14 protein-coding genes are annotated in these 17693 nt (G+C 39.3%); 1 reads left to right on the top strand and 13 read right to left on the bottom strand.

The window, feature by feature from the left end:
- Positions 1-3: 3 nt before the first annotated feature.
- The 9 genes from BIV60_RS10660 to BIV60_RS10620 all read right to left on the bottom strand — a co-directional run bounded on the left by BIV60_RS10660 (position 4) and on the right by BIV60_RS10620 (position 10548).
- Positions 4-1485, bottom strand: coding sequence for an aldehyde dehydrogenase family protein (locus BIV60_RS10660; RefSeq protein WP_071355718.1), 1482 nt, complete (start codon positions 1483-1485; stop codon positions 4-6).
- Between the two features lie 81 nt (positions 1486-1566).
- Entirely contained in the window at positions 1567-2943 is a 1377-nt protein-coding gene (locus tag BIV60_RS10655) for an aminotransferase family protein (protein WP_071355717.1), read from the bottom strand.
- A 246-nt stretch (positions 2944-3189) separates the two neighbouring features.
- On the bottom strand, positions 3190-4581 hold the full coding sequence (locus BIV60_RS10650; RefSeq protein ID WP_071355716.1) for an APC family permease: 1392 nt from the start codon (positions 4579-4581) through the stop codon (positions 3190-3192).
- An 863-nt stretch (positions 4582-5444) separates the two neighbouring features.
- On the bottom strand, positions 5445-6686 hold the full coding sequence (locus BIV60_RS10645; RefSeq protein ID WP_071355715.1) for a Zn-dependent hydrolase: 1242 nt from the start codon (positions 6684-6686) through the stop codon (positions 5445-5447).
- A 36-nt stretch (positions 6687-6722) separates the two neighbouring features.
- Positions 6723-7400, bottom strand: a complete 678-nt coding sequence (locus BIV60_RS10640) for a DUF1028 domain-containing protein (protein WP_071355714.1) — start codon at positions 7398-7400, stop codon at positions 6723-6725.
- Between the two features lie 102 nt (positions 7401-7502).
- Positions 7503-7934 carry a RidA family protein gene (locus BIV60_RS10635; RefSeq protein ID WP_071355713.1) on the bottom strand — a complete coding sequence of 144 codons (432 nt, stop codon included), beginning with the start codon at positions 7932-7934 and terminating at the stop codon, positions 7503-7505.
- A gap of 15 nt (positions 7935-7949) precedes the next feature.
- Entirely contained in the window at positions 7950-8522 is a 573-nt protein-coding gene (locus BIV60_RS10630; RefSeq protein ID WP_071355712.1) for an FAD synthetase family protein, read from the bottom strand.
- Between the two features lie 24 nt (positions 8523-8546).
- A complete protein-coding gene (locus BIV60_RS10625; RefSeq protein ID WP_071355711.1) occupies positions 8547-10007 on the bottom strand; it encodes a 4-hydroxyphenylacetate 3-hydroxylase family protein in 1461 nt (486 codons plus the stop codon).
- A 43-nt stretch (positions 10008-10050) separates the two neighbouring features.
- Positions 10051-10548 carry a flavin reductase family protein gene (locus BIV60_RS10620; protein WP_083402205.1) on the bottom strand — a complete coding sequence of 166 codons (498 nt, stop codon included), beginning with the start codon at positions 10546-10548 and terminating at the stop codon, positions 10051-10053.
- Between the two features lie 220 nt (positions 10549-10768).
- On the opposite strand from BIV60_RS10620, the gene BIV60_RS10615 reads away from it, so the two are divergent.
- Entirely contained in the window at positions 10769-12067 is a 1299-nt protein-coding gene (locus tag BIV60_RS10615) for a helix-turn-helix domain-containing protein (protein WP_071355710.1), read from the top strand.
- 226 nt (positions 12068-12293) lie between these two features.
- On the opposite strand, the gene BIV60_RS10610 is transcribed toward BIV60_RS10615, so the two are convergent.
- From BIV60_RS10610 to BIV60_RS10595, 4 genes are all read right to left on the bottom strand, one after another.
- A complete protein-coding gene (locus BIV60_RS10610; protein ID WP_071355709.1) occupies positions 12294-13757 on the bottom strand; it encodes an aldehyde dehydrogenase family protein in 1464 nt (487 codons plus the stop codon).
- A gap of 41 nt (positions 13758-13798) precedes the next feature.
- Entirely contained in the window at positions 13799-15223 is a 1425-nt protein-coding gene (locus BIV60_RS10605; RefSeq protein ID WP_071355708.1) for a purine-cytosine permease family protein, read from the bottom strand.
- A complete protein-coding gene (locus BIV60_RS10600) occupies positions 15220-15429 on the bottom strand; it encodes a hypothetical protein (RefSeq protein WP_071355707.1) in 210 nt (69 codons plus the stop codon). Before BIV60_RS10600 ends, BIV60_RS10605 begins: the two co-directional genes overlap by 4 nt.
- Before the next feature lie 240 nt (positions 15430-15669).
- A complete protein-coding gene (locus BIV60_RS10595; RefSeq protein WP_071355706.1) occupies positions 15670-17658 on the bottom strand; it encodes an oxidoreductase in 1989 nt (662 codons plus the stop codon).
- Between the last annotated feature and the right edge of the window lie 35 nt (positions 17659-17693).

Below are 17693 nucleotides of genomic sequence, written 5' to 3'. Positions count from 1 at the left end.
CAATTAGTCCAAGTTTACCCATACGCTTTTGATTTCTGTGTAGCTTTCTAGAGCGTATGCGCTTAGGTCGCGGCCGAATCCGGATTGTTTGTAGCCGCCGAATGGAGATGCAGGGTCGATAGCGTCGTAACAGTTGATCCAGACACTGCCTGATTTTAGCTGGTTGGCAATTTTATGAGCAGCTTTGACGTTTTCCGTCCAGATGCCTGCACCGAGTCCATACGGTGAATGATTTGCCCGTTCGATTACTTCATCAACCGTATCATAAGCCATAACGACGACAACTGGTCCGAAAATTTCTTCTTTTGCAATCGTCATGTGCTCTTCTACACCTATAAAGATGGTCGGTTCGATAAAGTATCCTATATCTGATTTGCCCCCACCTGAAACGATCTTTGCACCCTCCTGTACACCAGTATTAATGTATTCAAAAACCCGCTCCTGCTGTCTTTTCGAGACAAGCGGCCCCATCGATGTTTCTTCATCCAATCCATTCCCCAGTTTAACTTTTTTCGCCAGTTCCACCATGCCGGAAACCACTTCATCAAATTGATCCCGATGAACATAAACACGTGAACCGGCACTGCAGACCTCCCCTTGATTAAACATAATGCCAGCAAACACACCCGGAATCGCTTTGGAAAGATCCGCGTCTGGAAGGATAATATTAGGGGACTTCCCGCCTAACTCAAGGGTTAATCGCTTCATCGTATCAGCGGCTTTTTTCATAATTTGCTTACCGATTGGTGTCGAACCAGTAAATGAAATTTTGTTAACATCCGGATGTTCAACAATGGCATTTCCAGCAATCGCGCCAAAGCCTGGGACGATATTGATGACACCTGGCGGGAAACCAGCTTTTTCAACAAGCTCTGCAAAATAAAGGGCTGATAATGGTGTCTGTTCAGCTGGCTTCAAGACGATGGTACAGCCGGCAGCTAAGGCAGGTGCCACTTTCCAAGAAACCATATTAATTGGATAATTCCAAGGAATAATCTGCCCAACCACGCCAACTGGTTCATGGCGTGTGTAGTTTAGGTAGTGACCGGAAACAGGGATGGTTTGTCCCATTACTTTCGTAGCCCAACCGGCAAAATAACGGAACTGTTCAATGGTACCAGGCAAATCGACTGCCCGTGTTTCATGAATGGGTTTTCCATTATCAAGTGTATCTAATTGTGCCAATTCTTCCTGGTGTTCCTCTACCAAGTCCGCCAATTTATAGATTAATCTCGCCCGTTCCGCGGCCGACATTTTTGACCAAGTGCCCTCTTCAAAAGCAGCTTTTGCTGCCTTTACTGCATGATTTATGTCTTCTTTTCCAGCTTCATATACTGTTGCCAAAACTTCCTCTGTTGCAGGATTATAGGTTTCAAATGTTTTAGAAGAATAGGATTCTACAAATTCACCATTAATATATAGTTTTTTAGTTCCATTTAAAAACTCAGTTATTTTACTACTCATTTTTAATACTTGATTTGCCACTGACATCCCTCCTAATCTATGTAAATAAACAGGTCAGAGAGCCTCTCCTTAGCTCATCGCTGACCTGTTATTTTTCCAAAATTAAAGTGTTCTTTCAAAAGCTGTTAATGCATCGTCTACTATACTTATAATCTCTTCTACTTCTTCTTTATTAATAATGAGCGGCGGTGCAATGGCAACAATATTTTTTCCTTCCTCAAAATCTGCTGCCCTTAGGATTAATTTATTTTTAAAACAATGTTCAACCACAAATGATGCGGCGCGAATCGATTGTTCGAAAGGTGTATCTGTATCGCGGTCAGCCTGGAGATCAAAACCGGCAAGAAGACCTACTGCTCTCGATTTTGAGAAATGTAGATGCTTATCAGCCAGATAAGCGAAGCCTTTTTTCAGTACATCCTCCATGTTGTTTACATTTTCTAGAAGATTATCGCGTTCAAAAATTTCAATATTTTTCAATGCGACTGCACATGCTGTTGGGTGTCCGCTATACGTAAATCCATGTCCCAAAATTTGATCGTATTGAACAATAGTATCTCTAATTTCTTGATTTACTAAGACTCCTCCAAGTTGGGCATATCCACTAGTAATTCCTTTTGCGACACTCATAATATCCGGCACAACATTCCAATTATCAACACCGAACCACTTACCTGTACGTCCGAAACCACAAATAACTTCATCGGCAATTAATAGAATATCATTTGCCTGGCATAGCTCTTTTACCGCCTTTAAATATCCTTCCGGTGAAACATGAACTCCGCCTGCCCCTTGAATTGGTTCAAGAATTACAGCGGCAATGTTTTCTGAACCTAGTTTTTCGATGGTATCGCGAATACAGCCAGCGTAATTCGGATCCGTTTTATCGCCTAATTCACAATTGGTTACATGCCCTCTCGCATTGATGATATCAATATCTCTTGATCCAGCAAAATTATGGAAGGCATCGATGCCGGTTGCCGTACCAGCAGATACAGTCGCACCATGGTAGCTGCGGCTAATAGAGATGATTTTCTTCTTGCTTGGACGTCCTTTTAAATTCCAATAAAATCTTGCCAGCTTGAATGCAGTATCGTTTGATTCAGAGCCGCCTGATGTAAAGAAGATGGCAGATAAATCTCCAGGTGCGAGGGAAACTACTTTTTCTGCTAAGCGAACAGCATTTGGATTCGTATAGCCATAAAAGGAGGAACTGTAAGCGATCGAACTCATCTGATCGAAGGCAGCTTGTGCAAGTTCCTTATTTCCATGTCCTAAATTAACATTCCAAAGCATTGAAACACCATCAATGTATGTGTCTCCTTTTACATCTGTTACATGGATCCCATTCCCTTCTTGGAAGATGATTTTCGGACCATTCTTTTGGAACAAACTCGGCACCGTTGTTGGGTGTAAATAATGCTTCTTATCTGCTTCAATCAAATTTTCAATTTGGGAAACTGTTTGCGGACTTACCATGGGTACTACCTCCTAAAAATATATATTTATCTCTTATGACTTAATCTTAGATGTTTTACCGGGTAAAAATCTCTTAACCTATTACTACCATGAAACTAGTGTTAAATAATTAGGGACTTATTAAGGAATATTTCCTTATATATAATCTACAAAATATTTTGATAATTGTCAACAAATTTATTCCTGGAATTTGTCCACTCCATATGGAAAAATGACGAATTGTCCACAAGCGGTGCCTGTCACCATTTAGGTTGTGACGGTTGAATTTTCCGGTTGATCGGGATTTATCTTCTCAACACCTGCCTCAGAAGATTTTAGGGTAGAAAGCTTAACCTTAAACAATTTTGTGATATACAAAAGATAGATAAAACCTATAATAACCCAGCCGATGCCAAGCAAAAAGGAATCTAGCTGCAGATTATACCAGAGTACAGCAACGAATAATGCCCCTATCACAGGTATTACAATATGGAGAAAAAAGTCCTTAGGCGTCTTAAACCTTTTCAATTTAACTGCGTAATGTGCAATAACCGATAAGTTAACGAAGGTAAAAGCAATAAGCGCACCAAAGTTGATAAATTCAGTAGCTGTTTCCAAATCAAAAAGAAGCGCTGTAAGGGTAACGACTCCAACTAAAATGACATTGTAGACAGGTGTTCTTAAACGTGAATGTAAATGTCCGAATATTTTTTTAGGAAGAACATTATCACGTCCCATAACGTATAAAAGTCTTGATACACTGGCATGTGAAGCAAGCCCTGAAGCGAATGACCCGGCAAATGATGCCGCAAGGAAAAACAATTGAAATAGTTTACCTCCCACATAAAATGAAATCTCCGGTGCGGTAGCATCCGGGTTTTTGAATTTCGAAACATCCGGAAATAATAATTGCGTAAAGTACGATCCAACTACGAAGATAATACCCCCGACAATTGCAGTAATAAAAACGGCTTTCGGAATGTCTTTTTTCGGATTAAGAGCTTCCTCCGCATAATTTGACACCGCATCAAACCCTAAAAAGGAAAAACATAAAACGGTAGCAGCAGCAATCACACCCGAAATTTGAAAATTCGGCTTATAAAAAGGTAGGGATGTAAATAAAGTTCCATCTCCCATGCCTTGATTTAATTCTTTGACTCCTAAAATGATAAAGAAAACGATAACCAGAATTTGATAAATAATTAGAAATGTGTTGACGTTGGCTGTAGCATTAATACCCCATAGATTAATAGTTGTAGCAATTAAAACATAACCAACAATCCATATCCATGGTGGAACACTAGGAAAAATAGCGGTCAAGTAAATTTGATTTAATAGAGCACTAACCATAGGTATAAGCAAATAGTCAAGCAACGACGCCCATCCGATAAGAAAACCGAGATGCGGATTCATGGTCTTTTGTGTATACGTATAGGATGAACCTGCACTTGGAAACGCCCGTACCATTTTCCCATAGCTATATGCAGTAAATAGCATTGCAACTAAAGCGAACATATAGGCAAGAGGAACAAGTCCATTTGATGCTTCCGAAGCAATCCCAAACGTATCAAATACAACCATCGGAACCATCCACCCCATACCGAGCATAACAATTTGCCATAGCCCAAGTGAACGTTTTAAATACGTATTCTTTTCCATATTGTTACCTCCTGATTTATGAGATACAATCTCGCACTTCTACTTAAAAACCATTTATTACATCTTGTAAAATAGCTCTCAAATACGTTTAGTTCGTTTATAAAAGAATTTGATGCTGTGAACGCTTTCAAATTGAACAATCGTCAGAATTTTTCCTTTCACATCAATCTTCTGAAGCGTTCAACATCATTTTGAAATTACCTTCTTCATTTAATAACCTCAAATAAGGAATTAACCATTAAATATCCCTTGAATAAAAAACATTTAAAATTTTTAGAATATTAACTATGTTAAAATGCTCTGGAATGATTTTTTGTACATTTGATGCCATGGATAAATCTACATGAACCCATGTAATTTGACCTTAGAAGTGAATACAAAAGAAGTGAAATAAACAGTGTAGGTAAAGTGTTCATAAGGTTACGAATGTGTTCAAAAAGATCTACTCCTCCTTCTTAAGCGCGATCAATACAGGATGGTAAAACATATCTGCTTATACATGTTTCCAATAGCTCATGTTATGATTTGACCAGGTTTTGAAACCGCTGTCATTGAAACGTTAAAATAGAGTTTTACCCCCTCACTTATCATTGGCATACGGAAAATTTTATTATAGGATATTTTCCTTAACTATACCCTATTTACACTATACAAACGGTTTTTTCTCCTGTCAATCACGAAATTGAATATTAGGAAAATTCAAAAATAAGTCCAGAAAATGAAAAATTTCTTTATCGGTCAAAAGACAAGATTAATATTAACTAAAAATAGATTCAAAGTAAATTCTTGTCCAATCTTTAAAAGACGTTCAAACTTTTCGTTTTCACGTCTGTAGGTTCCGTATAAGAATTAATCTCGCATTCTTAATCTAATTTCTCATCAAGATGAATCAAAGCATGAAGCATAAGGTTACCTGCTTTTTCAATATCCATAGGACTGCTGAATTCTTCTGGACAGTGACTTTTCCCGTCCTTACTCTTTACAAAAACCATCGCCGATTTTGTAACAGAAGCCATATGGGCAGCATCATGTACAGCCATGCTAGCTAATTTAAGATAAGGTTCATCCAATTTTGCTGCAGTATTTTGAAGAGCCGAAACAATATGGTGATCAAGGATAATTGGTTTTTGGTTTAAAAAAACCTTCTCCTCTACTTTTACTTCTCTTTCAAGCGCAATTTGTCTCCAATTATCTTGAATTTTGTTTACCACTTCATAGATTTGATTTTCTGATTCTCCTCTTATTTCAAAAGTAAATTCTACCATGCCCGGTATAATATTTGTAGCATTCGGAGATACAATCAGTTTCCCAACCGTTCCGACTAAATCATTCCCCTCATTTTTACAAATATGTTCAATTAGGAGAATGATTTCCGCCGCAGCGGCCAAGGCATCTTTTCGGTGCTCCATCATCGTTGTACCAGAATGATTGGATTGACCGATTACCTTCAGGGTACTTCGATACATCCCCACTACCTTATCAATGATGGCTAAAGAAATATTCTCGCTCTCTAAACGCTGCCCCTGCTCGATATGAAGCTCAATAAATGCTTTTTTATCCTTGAATGTCTTTTCCATATCCGGGAATTTTCCAAGTGAGCCGCCGACCTTCTCTAATTCATCCTTTATCAAATTCCCCTTAGAATCACATGCATTTTCAAGCAAAGCTTTTGTTAATTTACCGACATAGGATCGACTTCCAAACGTAGATAAATTGAAATCATTGGACTCCTCAGCTGTAAAAGAGACAATCTCCACATCGTGATCTAAAACAATATTATTCTCTGTAAGGGTCTTAATCATCTCCTTCGCGGTTAAAACCCCAAGCGCTCCGTCATACTTTCCGCCATTCGGGACAGCGTCCAAATGAGAACCGATGACAAGACAGCCTTCCTTTTTCCCGGACCCTTTTAACCGTCCCCAAATATTTGCTGCGCCGTCGATTATCAGACTTAAGCCCATGTCCGCCAATTCATGGATAAAAAGTTCACGAACAAGTATATCTGCCTCCGAGAAACTTGGTCTGGTTGTCCCGCCATTTGGACTTTCACCATATTTCGAGTACTTTTCAATATCCGCTAGTAATCTTTCAATATTGATTTGCATGCCTCTATCACACACCTCTTTCTTGCAACACTAAAATCACTCGTCCCCTTTCACTCCATAGGACGGTGCAGATTCAGGTTCAAGCGCTCTTACTTTATAGTTTTCTGATTGAGGACCATAAATCTCCCAAAGCTTTTTCAAATCATTAAGTGGGTCATCGCTGTAATCAATTCGCAGGTCTACATAAGCAAATGGAGCATCAGGATGATAGATTAAGAGGGCAATGGAATGCTCACCATCCAGCTCTCCTCCCATTTCAAATCCTAGTTCAATGGTGGAAATAAGTCGTTCTGCTAAGGGACTATCTTGAAGCTTATTAAAATAATGCCCCATCATTTTTGGAATGGTCGAATCACTTAATAGATTTCCAATGCAGGCCACATTATCAGCATAAAATTCACCATGAATCCCAAGGGCTCTATCACCAGTAAAAACGCTAGCATCTCCATTTGCATTTACAACAGCTAATTGCCGGTATTCAGGAAAATCCGAAGCGGCTGTCATTGTCCTAATTGCCGCTTGTGCATCATAGCCTTTTTCCAATGTTGTTAATCCTATATCAGCCAAGCGAGGGTCTGTTACATTTTGTGTGAGAATCACTCCAACGTTAGACTTAATCCAAGGACATCTCGCCCCAACAGCCGGACTGCTTGAAGTAACAATTGCCCCTAAAGCTCCTGTAGTTGCGCACCTTGCCGCCACAGAAAATGTCATCATATTTCCTCCTTTATTAAAAAACGGAGCTGCAAACGCAAAAGCTCATCATATGCTGCCCATCTTATTCTATTTTTTATGATTACTAGTTTCTTCTATTATTTACTCCTCATCACTAATGACTGCTTCTACATCAATTTCGACCAGCATTTCAGGAAGAGCCAGTCCGTTAACAACAAGACCCGTGCTTACTGGATAAACACCTTTAAAATGTTTTGCAATCACACTGTAGACATCTTTTCGATAATTCCGATCTGTTACATAGGTGGTAAGTTTGCAGACATCCTCCAATTTTCCGCCTGCTTCTTCTAAAAGCTGCTTAATGCAGCGGCACGCATTTTCTGTTTGTTCAATGACATCATTCAAACCATGAAAATTTCCTTCTATATCAAATCCGGTTTGCCCTCTCATAAAAATCCGATTTCCGGCACGAACGACCATACTAAATTCATTTGCTACATGATGAGATTTTTCTCCGAAACTAGTAGGATAAAATTTATTCGTTTCAAATTTACGATATCTTGTATGTGCCATTTTTAACGACTCCTTTTAATTCATTAGAATATATTGATTTTCCTTTATTAACACCTCTGGAAGATTCCAGCCTAAAAGTTGTTCAGCTTGAACTTGCTTATTCTCTTTAAAAAGAGTTCGAATCCGGCTCGAGGAAATAATTTCACCCGATGGACACCTTAATGACTGCATGATTTTTACGGAAAAATATTTCTGTAAAGTATCAATCGTTCCTTCACGATTTTTTCCAAAATGGAAATCCGGCCCTTCCCAAATTTCTACCGGATTAAGTTCTGTAATTTCAGATATAAAGGAGCTTACTTCCTTTGTCATATAGTGTTCATTGAAGGGAGCGATGATACAAAAGTCTACTCCAAGAGATTCAAGCTTTAACAGTTTCTCAGGCAAGGAAGATAGCAACATCGCATTTTTAAAATAAACCCTTGGCGGCGGGTCAAACGTGTACACCACTAATGGAACCCCTAGCTCGGTTGCCCTCTCCTTTGCGGTTTTAATTAATGCTTGATGTCCCTTATGCACTCCATCCAGCGCTCCAATGGTAAGCACTGATGCCGGAAGCTGTAAAGCTCCCTCCACAACTGTTTGCATTTTTACCGCTCCCTTCTATTATTCTTAAACTGAAAGAGTTGTTTTTGTATTAAGATTTGCAGCTTTCCTTACCATTTCACGCATTGGTTCCGCGTCAAAGTTATTGAATGCTGCCATGTATTGTGCAAATGGCGGACTTTGAGCAAACAATTCAAATGTAACCATATGACCAGCATAAGAAGAATTTAGCAAATCACGCGCAAAGTAAAGTAATTTTCCACGGTCTTCTGCAGTCCATTTTCCAACAGAATAATATTGATCAATATAATCGATAATCTGCGGATCAGACATTGTTGTGGTGTCTGGAGTTACAGCCAATTGTCCTCCCACAAGTTCTCTTGTCAAATGTGCCATTGCGGGGAAATTCTGTAATGCAAATAATCTTCCGGTATATAACAATGATTGATTTGGCATCATTAAGCCGCCTGGGCTGCGTTCTGCATCGGCCACTGCAGCTGTTAAATGGGCATTGATTCCTTCACGATACGTAATCAATTGGGCAATTTTTTCTTTTACTGCCTGAAGCTTAGTCAGTCCAGTTTGTTCTACGTTCAATAATGCTGCACCGAGTAAATAGTCTGCTCTGCGCAAAATCCTAAGTGTATAGTTAAAGGCAGAATAACGGTGTAAAGTCGAGCGAATATAGGCTGCAGATTCTAATGAACGATGGAACAGTACATTTTCCCATGGGATCAGGACGTTATCAAAGATTAGTAATGTATCAATCTCTTCAAATTTAGTAGAAATAGGATAATCTGCTGGGTTTTTCCCTGTTCCAATCGAGGAACGGCAGATATGCTTAAGTCCTGGTGCACCCATGTCGCAGATAAATCCACAAGCAAACGGTGCCATTGCCTCTTTTCCTGCTTCCCAGTCTAAAATTGTTGGTTTTACAAATGCTTGGTGGGCATAAGCGGCTGCAGTTTCAAATTTTGCCCCTTTTACAACAATTCCTTTATCGTTTTCTTCCACCACATGAAGCAATGTGCCGCCATCTGTACCGCTGAATAACTTACTGCGGTCACCTTTTGGGTCAGTATTAGCTGAAACGTGGAACAAGTCTTCTCTTGCAACCCGATCAACATGGTACTTAATATTTCTTGCATAGGTTGGATCGATTTCATTCAATCTTTCTTGGGCATCATATAAGGACCACATTTCTCCAATTGTTTCATCCCCAACACGATAAACCACGCCTTCAAGATCATCCAACACAGTTTCTACATACGTTCGAATAGCTTTCAAATCCTCTTTTGTTTCAGGTGTTTTGTATCCTCTGCAGATTTCTTCTCCATCTGGTAATACTGCTTTTACTTTGTCTGCATATTTTTCCTCATGATTGATGTCGTACATTCTAGCTTTCACATCAATAATTGATTTAAAGGCCGGGTGTTCAGCAATGTTTGAGACCCTTTCCCCATCAATATACACTTCTCTGCCATCATTTAATGAATTCTTGTATTGTTTTCCTGTCATTAATGCCATTTAAATTCCTCCTTCGATTTTTATAAGTTTGTATGATTAATCGTTATGATTCAGAAAATTGGCCGAATTTCCCTCTAAAATAGACTAACGGATCGCCCTCAACAGAATGCGCTTTCACTACCTCCGCAAGAAAAACAGAATGCGTTCCCCCTGTAACTTCTTCCACAACTCTACATTCCAGCTGCGCAAGGGTATTTTCTAAAACGGGATTTCCCAATTCCCCATAATTAAAGGAAACATCATTGAATTTGTCCGTATTTGCACGAGCAAATTGTAATGCCAATTCTTTTTGATTTTCGGCGAGAATATTTACGGTAAATGATCCTTCGTCAGATATCGCATGACATGTTCCAGTACTCTTATTGACACAAACAAGCAGCATTGGGGGCTCTAATGATAATGAACTAACCGCGCTTGCTGTAATACCAAAATCCACTCCCTGATGGTTAACAGTGATGATCGAAACACCGCTGGCAAAATGACCAATCACATGTCTAAATTTCTCTTTATCTACTAAAGGCAAAAGTTCGTTTCCCTTCAATCGATTTTCCTCCTTTAATCATTTATGGAATTATTCCTGATATATTCCCTTATTGACACTATACAAATATTAGGAACGTTTGTCAATTGAATTTTCAAAAAATTCTTTTATTATTTGAAATATTTCTTCCGAAAATATTCATAGTTAAAAATAATCCGCTTTATTGCTATAATGTAACTACTTGGAAAATATTTTTGTTCATGAATTGGTGGTGGCTTTTTTGAAACCTAGAGCCGGTATTGTAGGGCCAAGTGATTTTGTTCAATTAATTTGCGACATTGCTGCTGAATACAATGACAGAATGGAAGCCATTCCGTTTACTTATCAACATATGGAAGAAGCAACAACCATTTTACAGCAAAATCAACACCGGACAGATTTATGGGTGTTTGCAGGTCCAGGCCTTTATAACGCCGCACAAACAAGCGGCACGGACCAGCCGTTTTTCTTCCTTGGGTTAGATGGAGCAAGTTTAACCAAAACCCTTCTAGAAATCGGATACAAGAATGGGGCAAGCCTAGAACGTATCAGCATTGATATGCTGACGGAACGTGATGTAAATGAAACATATCAGGATCTTGGGATTTCAAGCAAACAAGTTTATGTTCACGAATATTTGCATGATACTCCACACGACGACCTATTGGCTTTCCATCAAAAATTATTTAATAACGGAAAAGTGAATTTATGTGTAACCTGTCTTTACTCGATTTATGAAAAGCTTCGCTCTCAAGGCATCCCTGTCTACCGGGTTACGCCGACTCGAAGCAATATTCGCGAAACATTGACTAAAGCGATTCAGCAGTGGGAGACTTTGCATTTTAAACAGTCACAAATTGCAACACTGCTAATACAAGTACAAAAAATGGAGAAAAAATCAGATTTCCACACTGTGTCATATGACCTTCATCGATTGAACTTGGAATTACAGTCAGCTGTACTTAATTTTTCTGAATCCATTTCAGGATCGTTTATGACGATTGGAGTGGGAACGTTTATGATTTTTTCTACAAGAGGTTCTTTGCATAATTCGCGCCAGCAAATTTCTTCTCTCTTGGAAGAATTAGCCTTGATTACGGATTTCCATGCAAATATCGGAATTGGTTTTGGAGATTCCGCTCTTGCTGCGGAGGAGAATGCCAGATTAGCCTTAAATCATGCCCAAAATTACGGTGCCTTTTCTGCCTTCCTCGTTGATACAAACGGAACGATTGAGGGACCACTTAAAGAAGAAGAAAGTATTACATATAGTTATCGAACCGATAACATAGAAATAAGTGACAAGCTGAAAGATAGTGGGATCACGATCACCACGTTTAATAAAATTTTGTCCATTCAAAAAAGACTGGGGAGAAACTCGATTACCGCAGCGAATATTGCGGACTGGTTGAAAATGACGCCGCGAAATGCCAGAAGAATTCTAAACGGCTTGGTCGAGCAGGGCATTGCGGAAATCATCGGTGAGGAAGCCCCTACCTCAAAGGGCAGACCTCGAAAAATTTATTATGTAAATGGTTAATATGAAAGGACCTTCTTTTTTGTTTTTTAACAAACAGAAAGGGACAACGTTGAATGTTGCCCCTCTCTGTTACCCTTTTTTATCCCGCTTTAACGGGCAGTAAACCCCTCTTCAGGGCTTTGCGTAAGCAGGAAGAAGGTGGAGATCAACTGCCCGAAAAAGCCCGATTGGTTCAACTAACAATCAGTGGGGAAAAATCCCCACTGATTGAAGTTTCACTTTATTATTATCTCCGCTTCGTTTTAGTAGGATCAAACGTGATTTGTTTGACTTCAGTCAAATGCTGGAACACCCACTGACTTAAAATCCTTCCATTACCACTATTCTTCATACCACCAAACGGAGCAAGAAAATCCCAATAGTTAGTTGTTTCGTTAATATGAACCGTTCCATGTTCAAGTTGGTCCGCCATATACCATGCATCTTCTAAGCTCGATGTAAATACTGACGCAGTAAGTCCATAAGGTGTATCGTTGGCAATATCTACTGCTTCTTCCCTAGTTCTAAATTTAATAATTGGTGCTATAGGACCAAAAGTCTCATCTTTTCCTAGAAGCATTGATTGATTAGCATTGATGAGGATTGTTGGTTCAAAATACAGCCCTTTGTGCTTACCGCCATAAATAATCTGTGCACCTTTCATTACTGCATCTTCAAGATGTTCATTCATTTTCTTCACGATTGATTCACTTGATAAAGGTCCCATTTCTGTACAATCCTCTAATGGATTACCTAAGCGAATTTTCTTCGTTCTTTCCACTAGTAACTGAACAAATTGATCATGGATACTTTCATGAACTAAAATCCGTTCTGCGGCTGTGCATACTTGCCCGGCATTATAAAAACAACCATTAACCGCTGCTTCTACTGCCTCTTCCAAATGAGCATCTTCCATTACGATTTGAGGACCATTTCCGCCTAACTCCAGCAGAGTCCTTTTTAGACCTGCAGATTGAGCAATCCTTTTTCCAACAGCTGTGCTGCCTGTAAAGGTGACTCCTCTTACATCCTCATGTGTTACTATTCTATTACCCACCTTTCCTTTCCCTTGTACTAAATTGATCACTCCTGGTGGAAAGCCGGCTTCATCAAAAAGCTTAACTAGCAATTCAGTACTGAAAGGGGTAATTTCAGATGGCTTAAACACGACAGTATTTCCAACTGCTAATGCATAAGGCAAAATTTCTGCTGATAAAGAAATTGGAAAGTTCCACGGCGTAATAACAGAAATTACACCAATTGGCGCTTGTGTTACATGAATTCTTTTATTATTCGTTCTTTCAAACGTACTTGGTAATGTCGTGCCTCTTAATCTCTGGACTTCACCTATCGCATGTTCAAAGTTAGAAATACCAAGTTCATATACTTCTTCACGCGCCTCAGTGATTGTTTTGCCCATTTCTAATGTGATTAATCTAGCCATTTCTTCTCCATATTTTTTTCCAATCTCATGTGCATTTTTAAGTAAATCCAGCTTATCTAGTAGTGGAACCTCAGCCCATTTCTTTTGAGCCTCCTTTGCACTTTTAATGGCTAAATCTACTTGTTCCAATGAACTTTCTCTATATGTTCCAAGTATTTCACCGTTAACAGGGCTTTTTAGCTGAACCAGTTCTCCCTCTCCCTCAACCCATTTGCCATTAATAAACGCTTTTGCATTTAAAGTTGCTGTTACCACTGTTTTTTCCATTTATAATTCCTCCTATTAATATGGTAAACTACATCGATTATCTATTTCTGGTAACCACCTTTATTCGAAGGTATGACAAAGATCTTTGTGATCAAATAGTAACAAAATCCCGATAAGATAATTACTGGAATTGAAGCAGTCGTATATTTAAATATTGGCGCTGATGCATACGTAATAGGATCAAGTAAATAGATATAGATAAAAAAACCTACAACGCATGAAACAAATGCAGCTAAGTTTATTCCACCCCAAAAATGATAGTGTGATTCCTTTCCATTCAAGTAAAGATGATTCAGTGAAATACTTTGTTTTCGTAAAATGAAATAATCCGCTATTTGAATCCCAATAATTGGAGCAAATGCTACACCTAGAAATGCTAGGAAGGACGGAATTGCATTTAAAAATTGATCCGGAAAGAACACGCTAATGATAGCAACTGGTAATAGCACGATAAGTGTCGTTTGATTCCACGTTGTTTTCTTTTCAATCCATTTAATTTGACGCAAACCAATTCCAGTTGTATATGCTCCTACAATTGCCGTTCCTATATTCGCCAAAGCTAAAAACAGTAAAGCGATAATTCCAAAACCAATTCCACCGACTTGTACAAACCATTTAGTAGGGTCATAGTTTCCGGTTGCAAGAGCCGAAAAGAGTCCAATTAAACTAATGACACCAGTCGGTAATCCCATCCCAAGCAAGGTTGGCCATAAAGCTTTCCCAGAACTCGGAACCATTCTAACAATGCCTCCCATATATGGCCACCACGAAAGAACACTTGCAACTAAAATTTCAAAACCAGTTGTGTAATCCCAAAGTCGATCACCAGAGGATGCGAGCGGTTTTGCATGAAATATTTTACTAATCCCAACCGTGCTAATTAATTTATACATGATTAAAATACCGGTTAAGCCAACAAGTAGACTAATAATAAGGGAAGTATTTTTCACGGCTGCTGAACCACCACGTAACGAAATCCAGCTGATTGAAATGGCTGCCAGTGAACTAATGGCTGTAACAACCTGTTGGGAAAATGAATGAAGTAAACCTGCGGAAAAAAGCACTTCTCCTACTGCTTTACCGAAAAGAATAATTAGTAAGCAGTTCCAACCAACAATGGAAGCATACTGCAGAAAAATCGCAAATATAGATCCTTTTTGACCTAATATCGATTTGCTTGAAGCAATGTTTTCTACTCCGTATTTTATACTCACAGGAACGGTTGCCATTATTACAAAAAACATGCCGACCAAACACCCTGCAATCATTGCCATCGTTCCCATCGTTGCATTAAGGTAGTTGGCAACAAAACCTCCTATGGAATAGCTCCAAGCTGCAACTCCGGCACTCAAGGCTACTCCTGTAAGGCCCCAAGAAGTCCATGTTCGTTCTTTTTTTGGTAATGGCCAACTTCCTTGGGCTACTTCCTGTGAAATTGATATTTCAAGCTTTTTTGCTGATTTCATAAGAACCAACCCCCAATCATTAGCAACGCAGGAAGGATTAGTCCAATCAAGAAGAGGTTAAAGTATTCCAATTTGCTGAAGTCATCTCCAAGATTTATTTCGTTAGACATTTCGATCAGTATTTTTTTCAAGTCTTCTGATACTTCATGTTCAACAGGCATTTTCACTTCCAATGACACCGTTTCATTGTTTGTCTGATTTGTCATATTCGAACCCCTCTCTTACTTAATCTAATTCTCGTGCCAGGGAATTCCCCAAGTTCTTTTAAAAAGGATAGATTTTCACACATAGAAGGAGCTGTTCGTTTTAAACATATGCATCACTTCAATAATGCTAAAAATAATAATGGCTGTTCGAATAGATTGCATGCATCAGAACCCAATTTTTTTCTTCTGAATGAAACGTTTATTTAATGGAACTAATTTAGAAATTCTGTTCACTTCCTTCTATAAATGTATTTTATCTGTCATGTGACCTATTTCTAGAGCCGTGGTCATCCCCTCATTAGTTGCTTCTTCAATAGTCCGGGGTGCCAAACAATCTCCAATCTGCCGAACAACTGGAGCCAAATCTTTCACTTGTTCATACAACTCACTATTGGGAATGCGGCCCAGTGATAAAACCACAGTATCCCATTCTTTCATTGTTTCCCTGGTATATGAAAATAGATTTCTGATTATCACACCATCTTCATGAATACCGCCAAAATCATAATGTGGTCGAAGATGTACATTCAATTGATAGAGTTTTTTTAGATATTCGTTTCGAAGATATTGGTGAACTTCTTGACCGATGTGAAGCTTCGAAGAGACCAATGTTACTTCATGGCCCTTTTCTTTCAAGAATATAGCTGCTTCCATTCCTGGCCAGTCACCACAGAAATCAAACACCAACACACGAGGTCCTATTTTTTGGGATTTATTGCTAAAAATATCGTCTACAGTTATCACGCGATGATCGTTAGCCCCTACCATATGAGGCACATATGGTCGCGAACCTACCGCACAGATGATTGCATCAGGGTTCAATTCTACTATATCTTCCCTACTGACCTTACTTCCTAACTGGATATTTATATTGCTTTTGGCTAACTTTCGTGAATAGTTATCCAGCATAGTTTCCGCAACTTCCTGACGCATTGGAGCTCGCCGCATCATTCGTAGTAATCCACCAATTGCTTCGCTCTGGTCAATGAGAGTGACTTCATGTCCTTGAGCATCAGCAGTCAAGGCAGCTTGCAATCCAGCTGGTCCTGCTCCTATTACTACTACATGCTGTTTGGTTTTTGAAGACTCTATAAACAGTTGAAGCTTTTCCTCCTTACCAGCTATCGGATTCTGAACGCATCCAATGATAAGTCCTTTATGATAATGACCAATACACGCCTGAAGACATCCCAGGCAAGCATCAATAGATTGAAGTTCGTCTCTCATTGCCTTATTTGGCATTTCAGGATCGACAATTAAAGCCCGAGTCATTCCTATGACATCCGCCTTTCCATTTGCTATTATTTTCTCTGCCTCTACAGGATCAATAATTCGAGATCCTACAAAAACCGGAACAGCGCCTGCCATTCGCAGCTTAAAAGCTTGAGGCGAGACATACGCATGTTTCATGGGAGATGGTGGTGCAATATGAGTGGATCCAGCATACGTACTGGAATCTCCTGCTGTAACATTTATGAAGTCAACTCGAACCTGTTCTACCAAATACTCGACTATTTTCACAGCGTCTGCTATATTCGTTCCATCCATGGTCATTTCGTCTGAACTCATTCGGATTCCCACGGTGTAATCTTCACCGACTCCCTCCCAGACACGTTTCATGACTTCAACAATAAAACGCATACGATTCTCGAAGGATCCACCGTATTGGTCTGTTCGATAATTACTATGACTAGACCAAAATTGCGCTGGAAGATATCCATGTGAACAACAAATTTCTACCCCATCGAGTCCTGCTTCTTTGGCTAATTTGGCAGATAGAGCAAATCCTACAATCACTTCCTCAATGTCCTCAAGGCTCATAGGCCTGGGCATAACTCCAAAGCGCAAACTAGGTTCTGCAGACGGAGCCCATGCAGCATTGCGATAATCGCTCGATACAACTTCTCTGCCTCCATGAAATAATTGAGCGAATACTTTCGTTCCGTACTGATGTAATTCTTTAGCAATTTTAGAATAAGCCGGTACTACCTTTTTGTCGTATCCTGCAATAGTTTTACTAGTCAGCATCCCCGATCTGTGCACTGCGGCTGCTTCAAGAATAATAAGACCGACCCCACCTTTAGCTCGAGCTACATGGTAGGCTGTCATATCTGATATAGGAATACCGTCTACAACATGATTGGTTTGATGTGCAGTACTAAGAATTCTGTTTTTCAACTCTGTATTACCAATCACCACTTTTTCAAACAGATGTTTAAAATGCGGCATTATAATTACACTCCTCCATAAACCGTAGTCCTATG

Source organism: Bacillus sp. MUM 116, from assembly GCF_001866655.1.
Taxonomy (GTDB): domain Bacteria; phylum Bacillota; class Bacilli; order Bacillales; family Cytobacillaceae; genus Neobacillus.
Note: the sequence above shows the minus strand (reverse complement) of the source record. Positions and strands in the feature narration are given on the sequence as shown.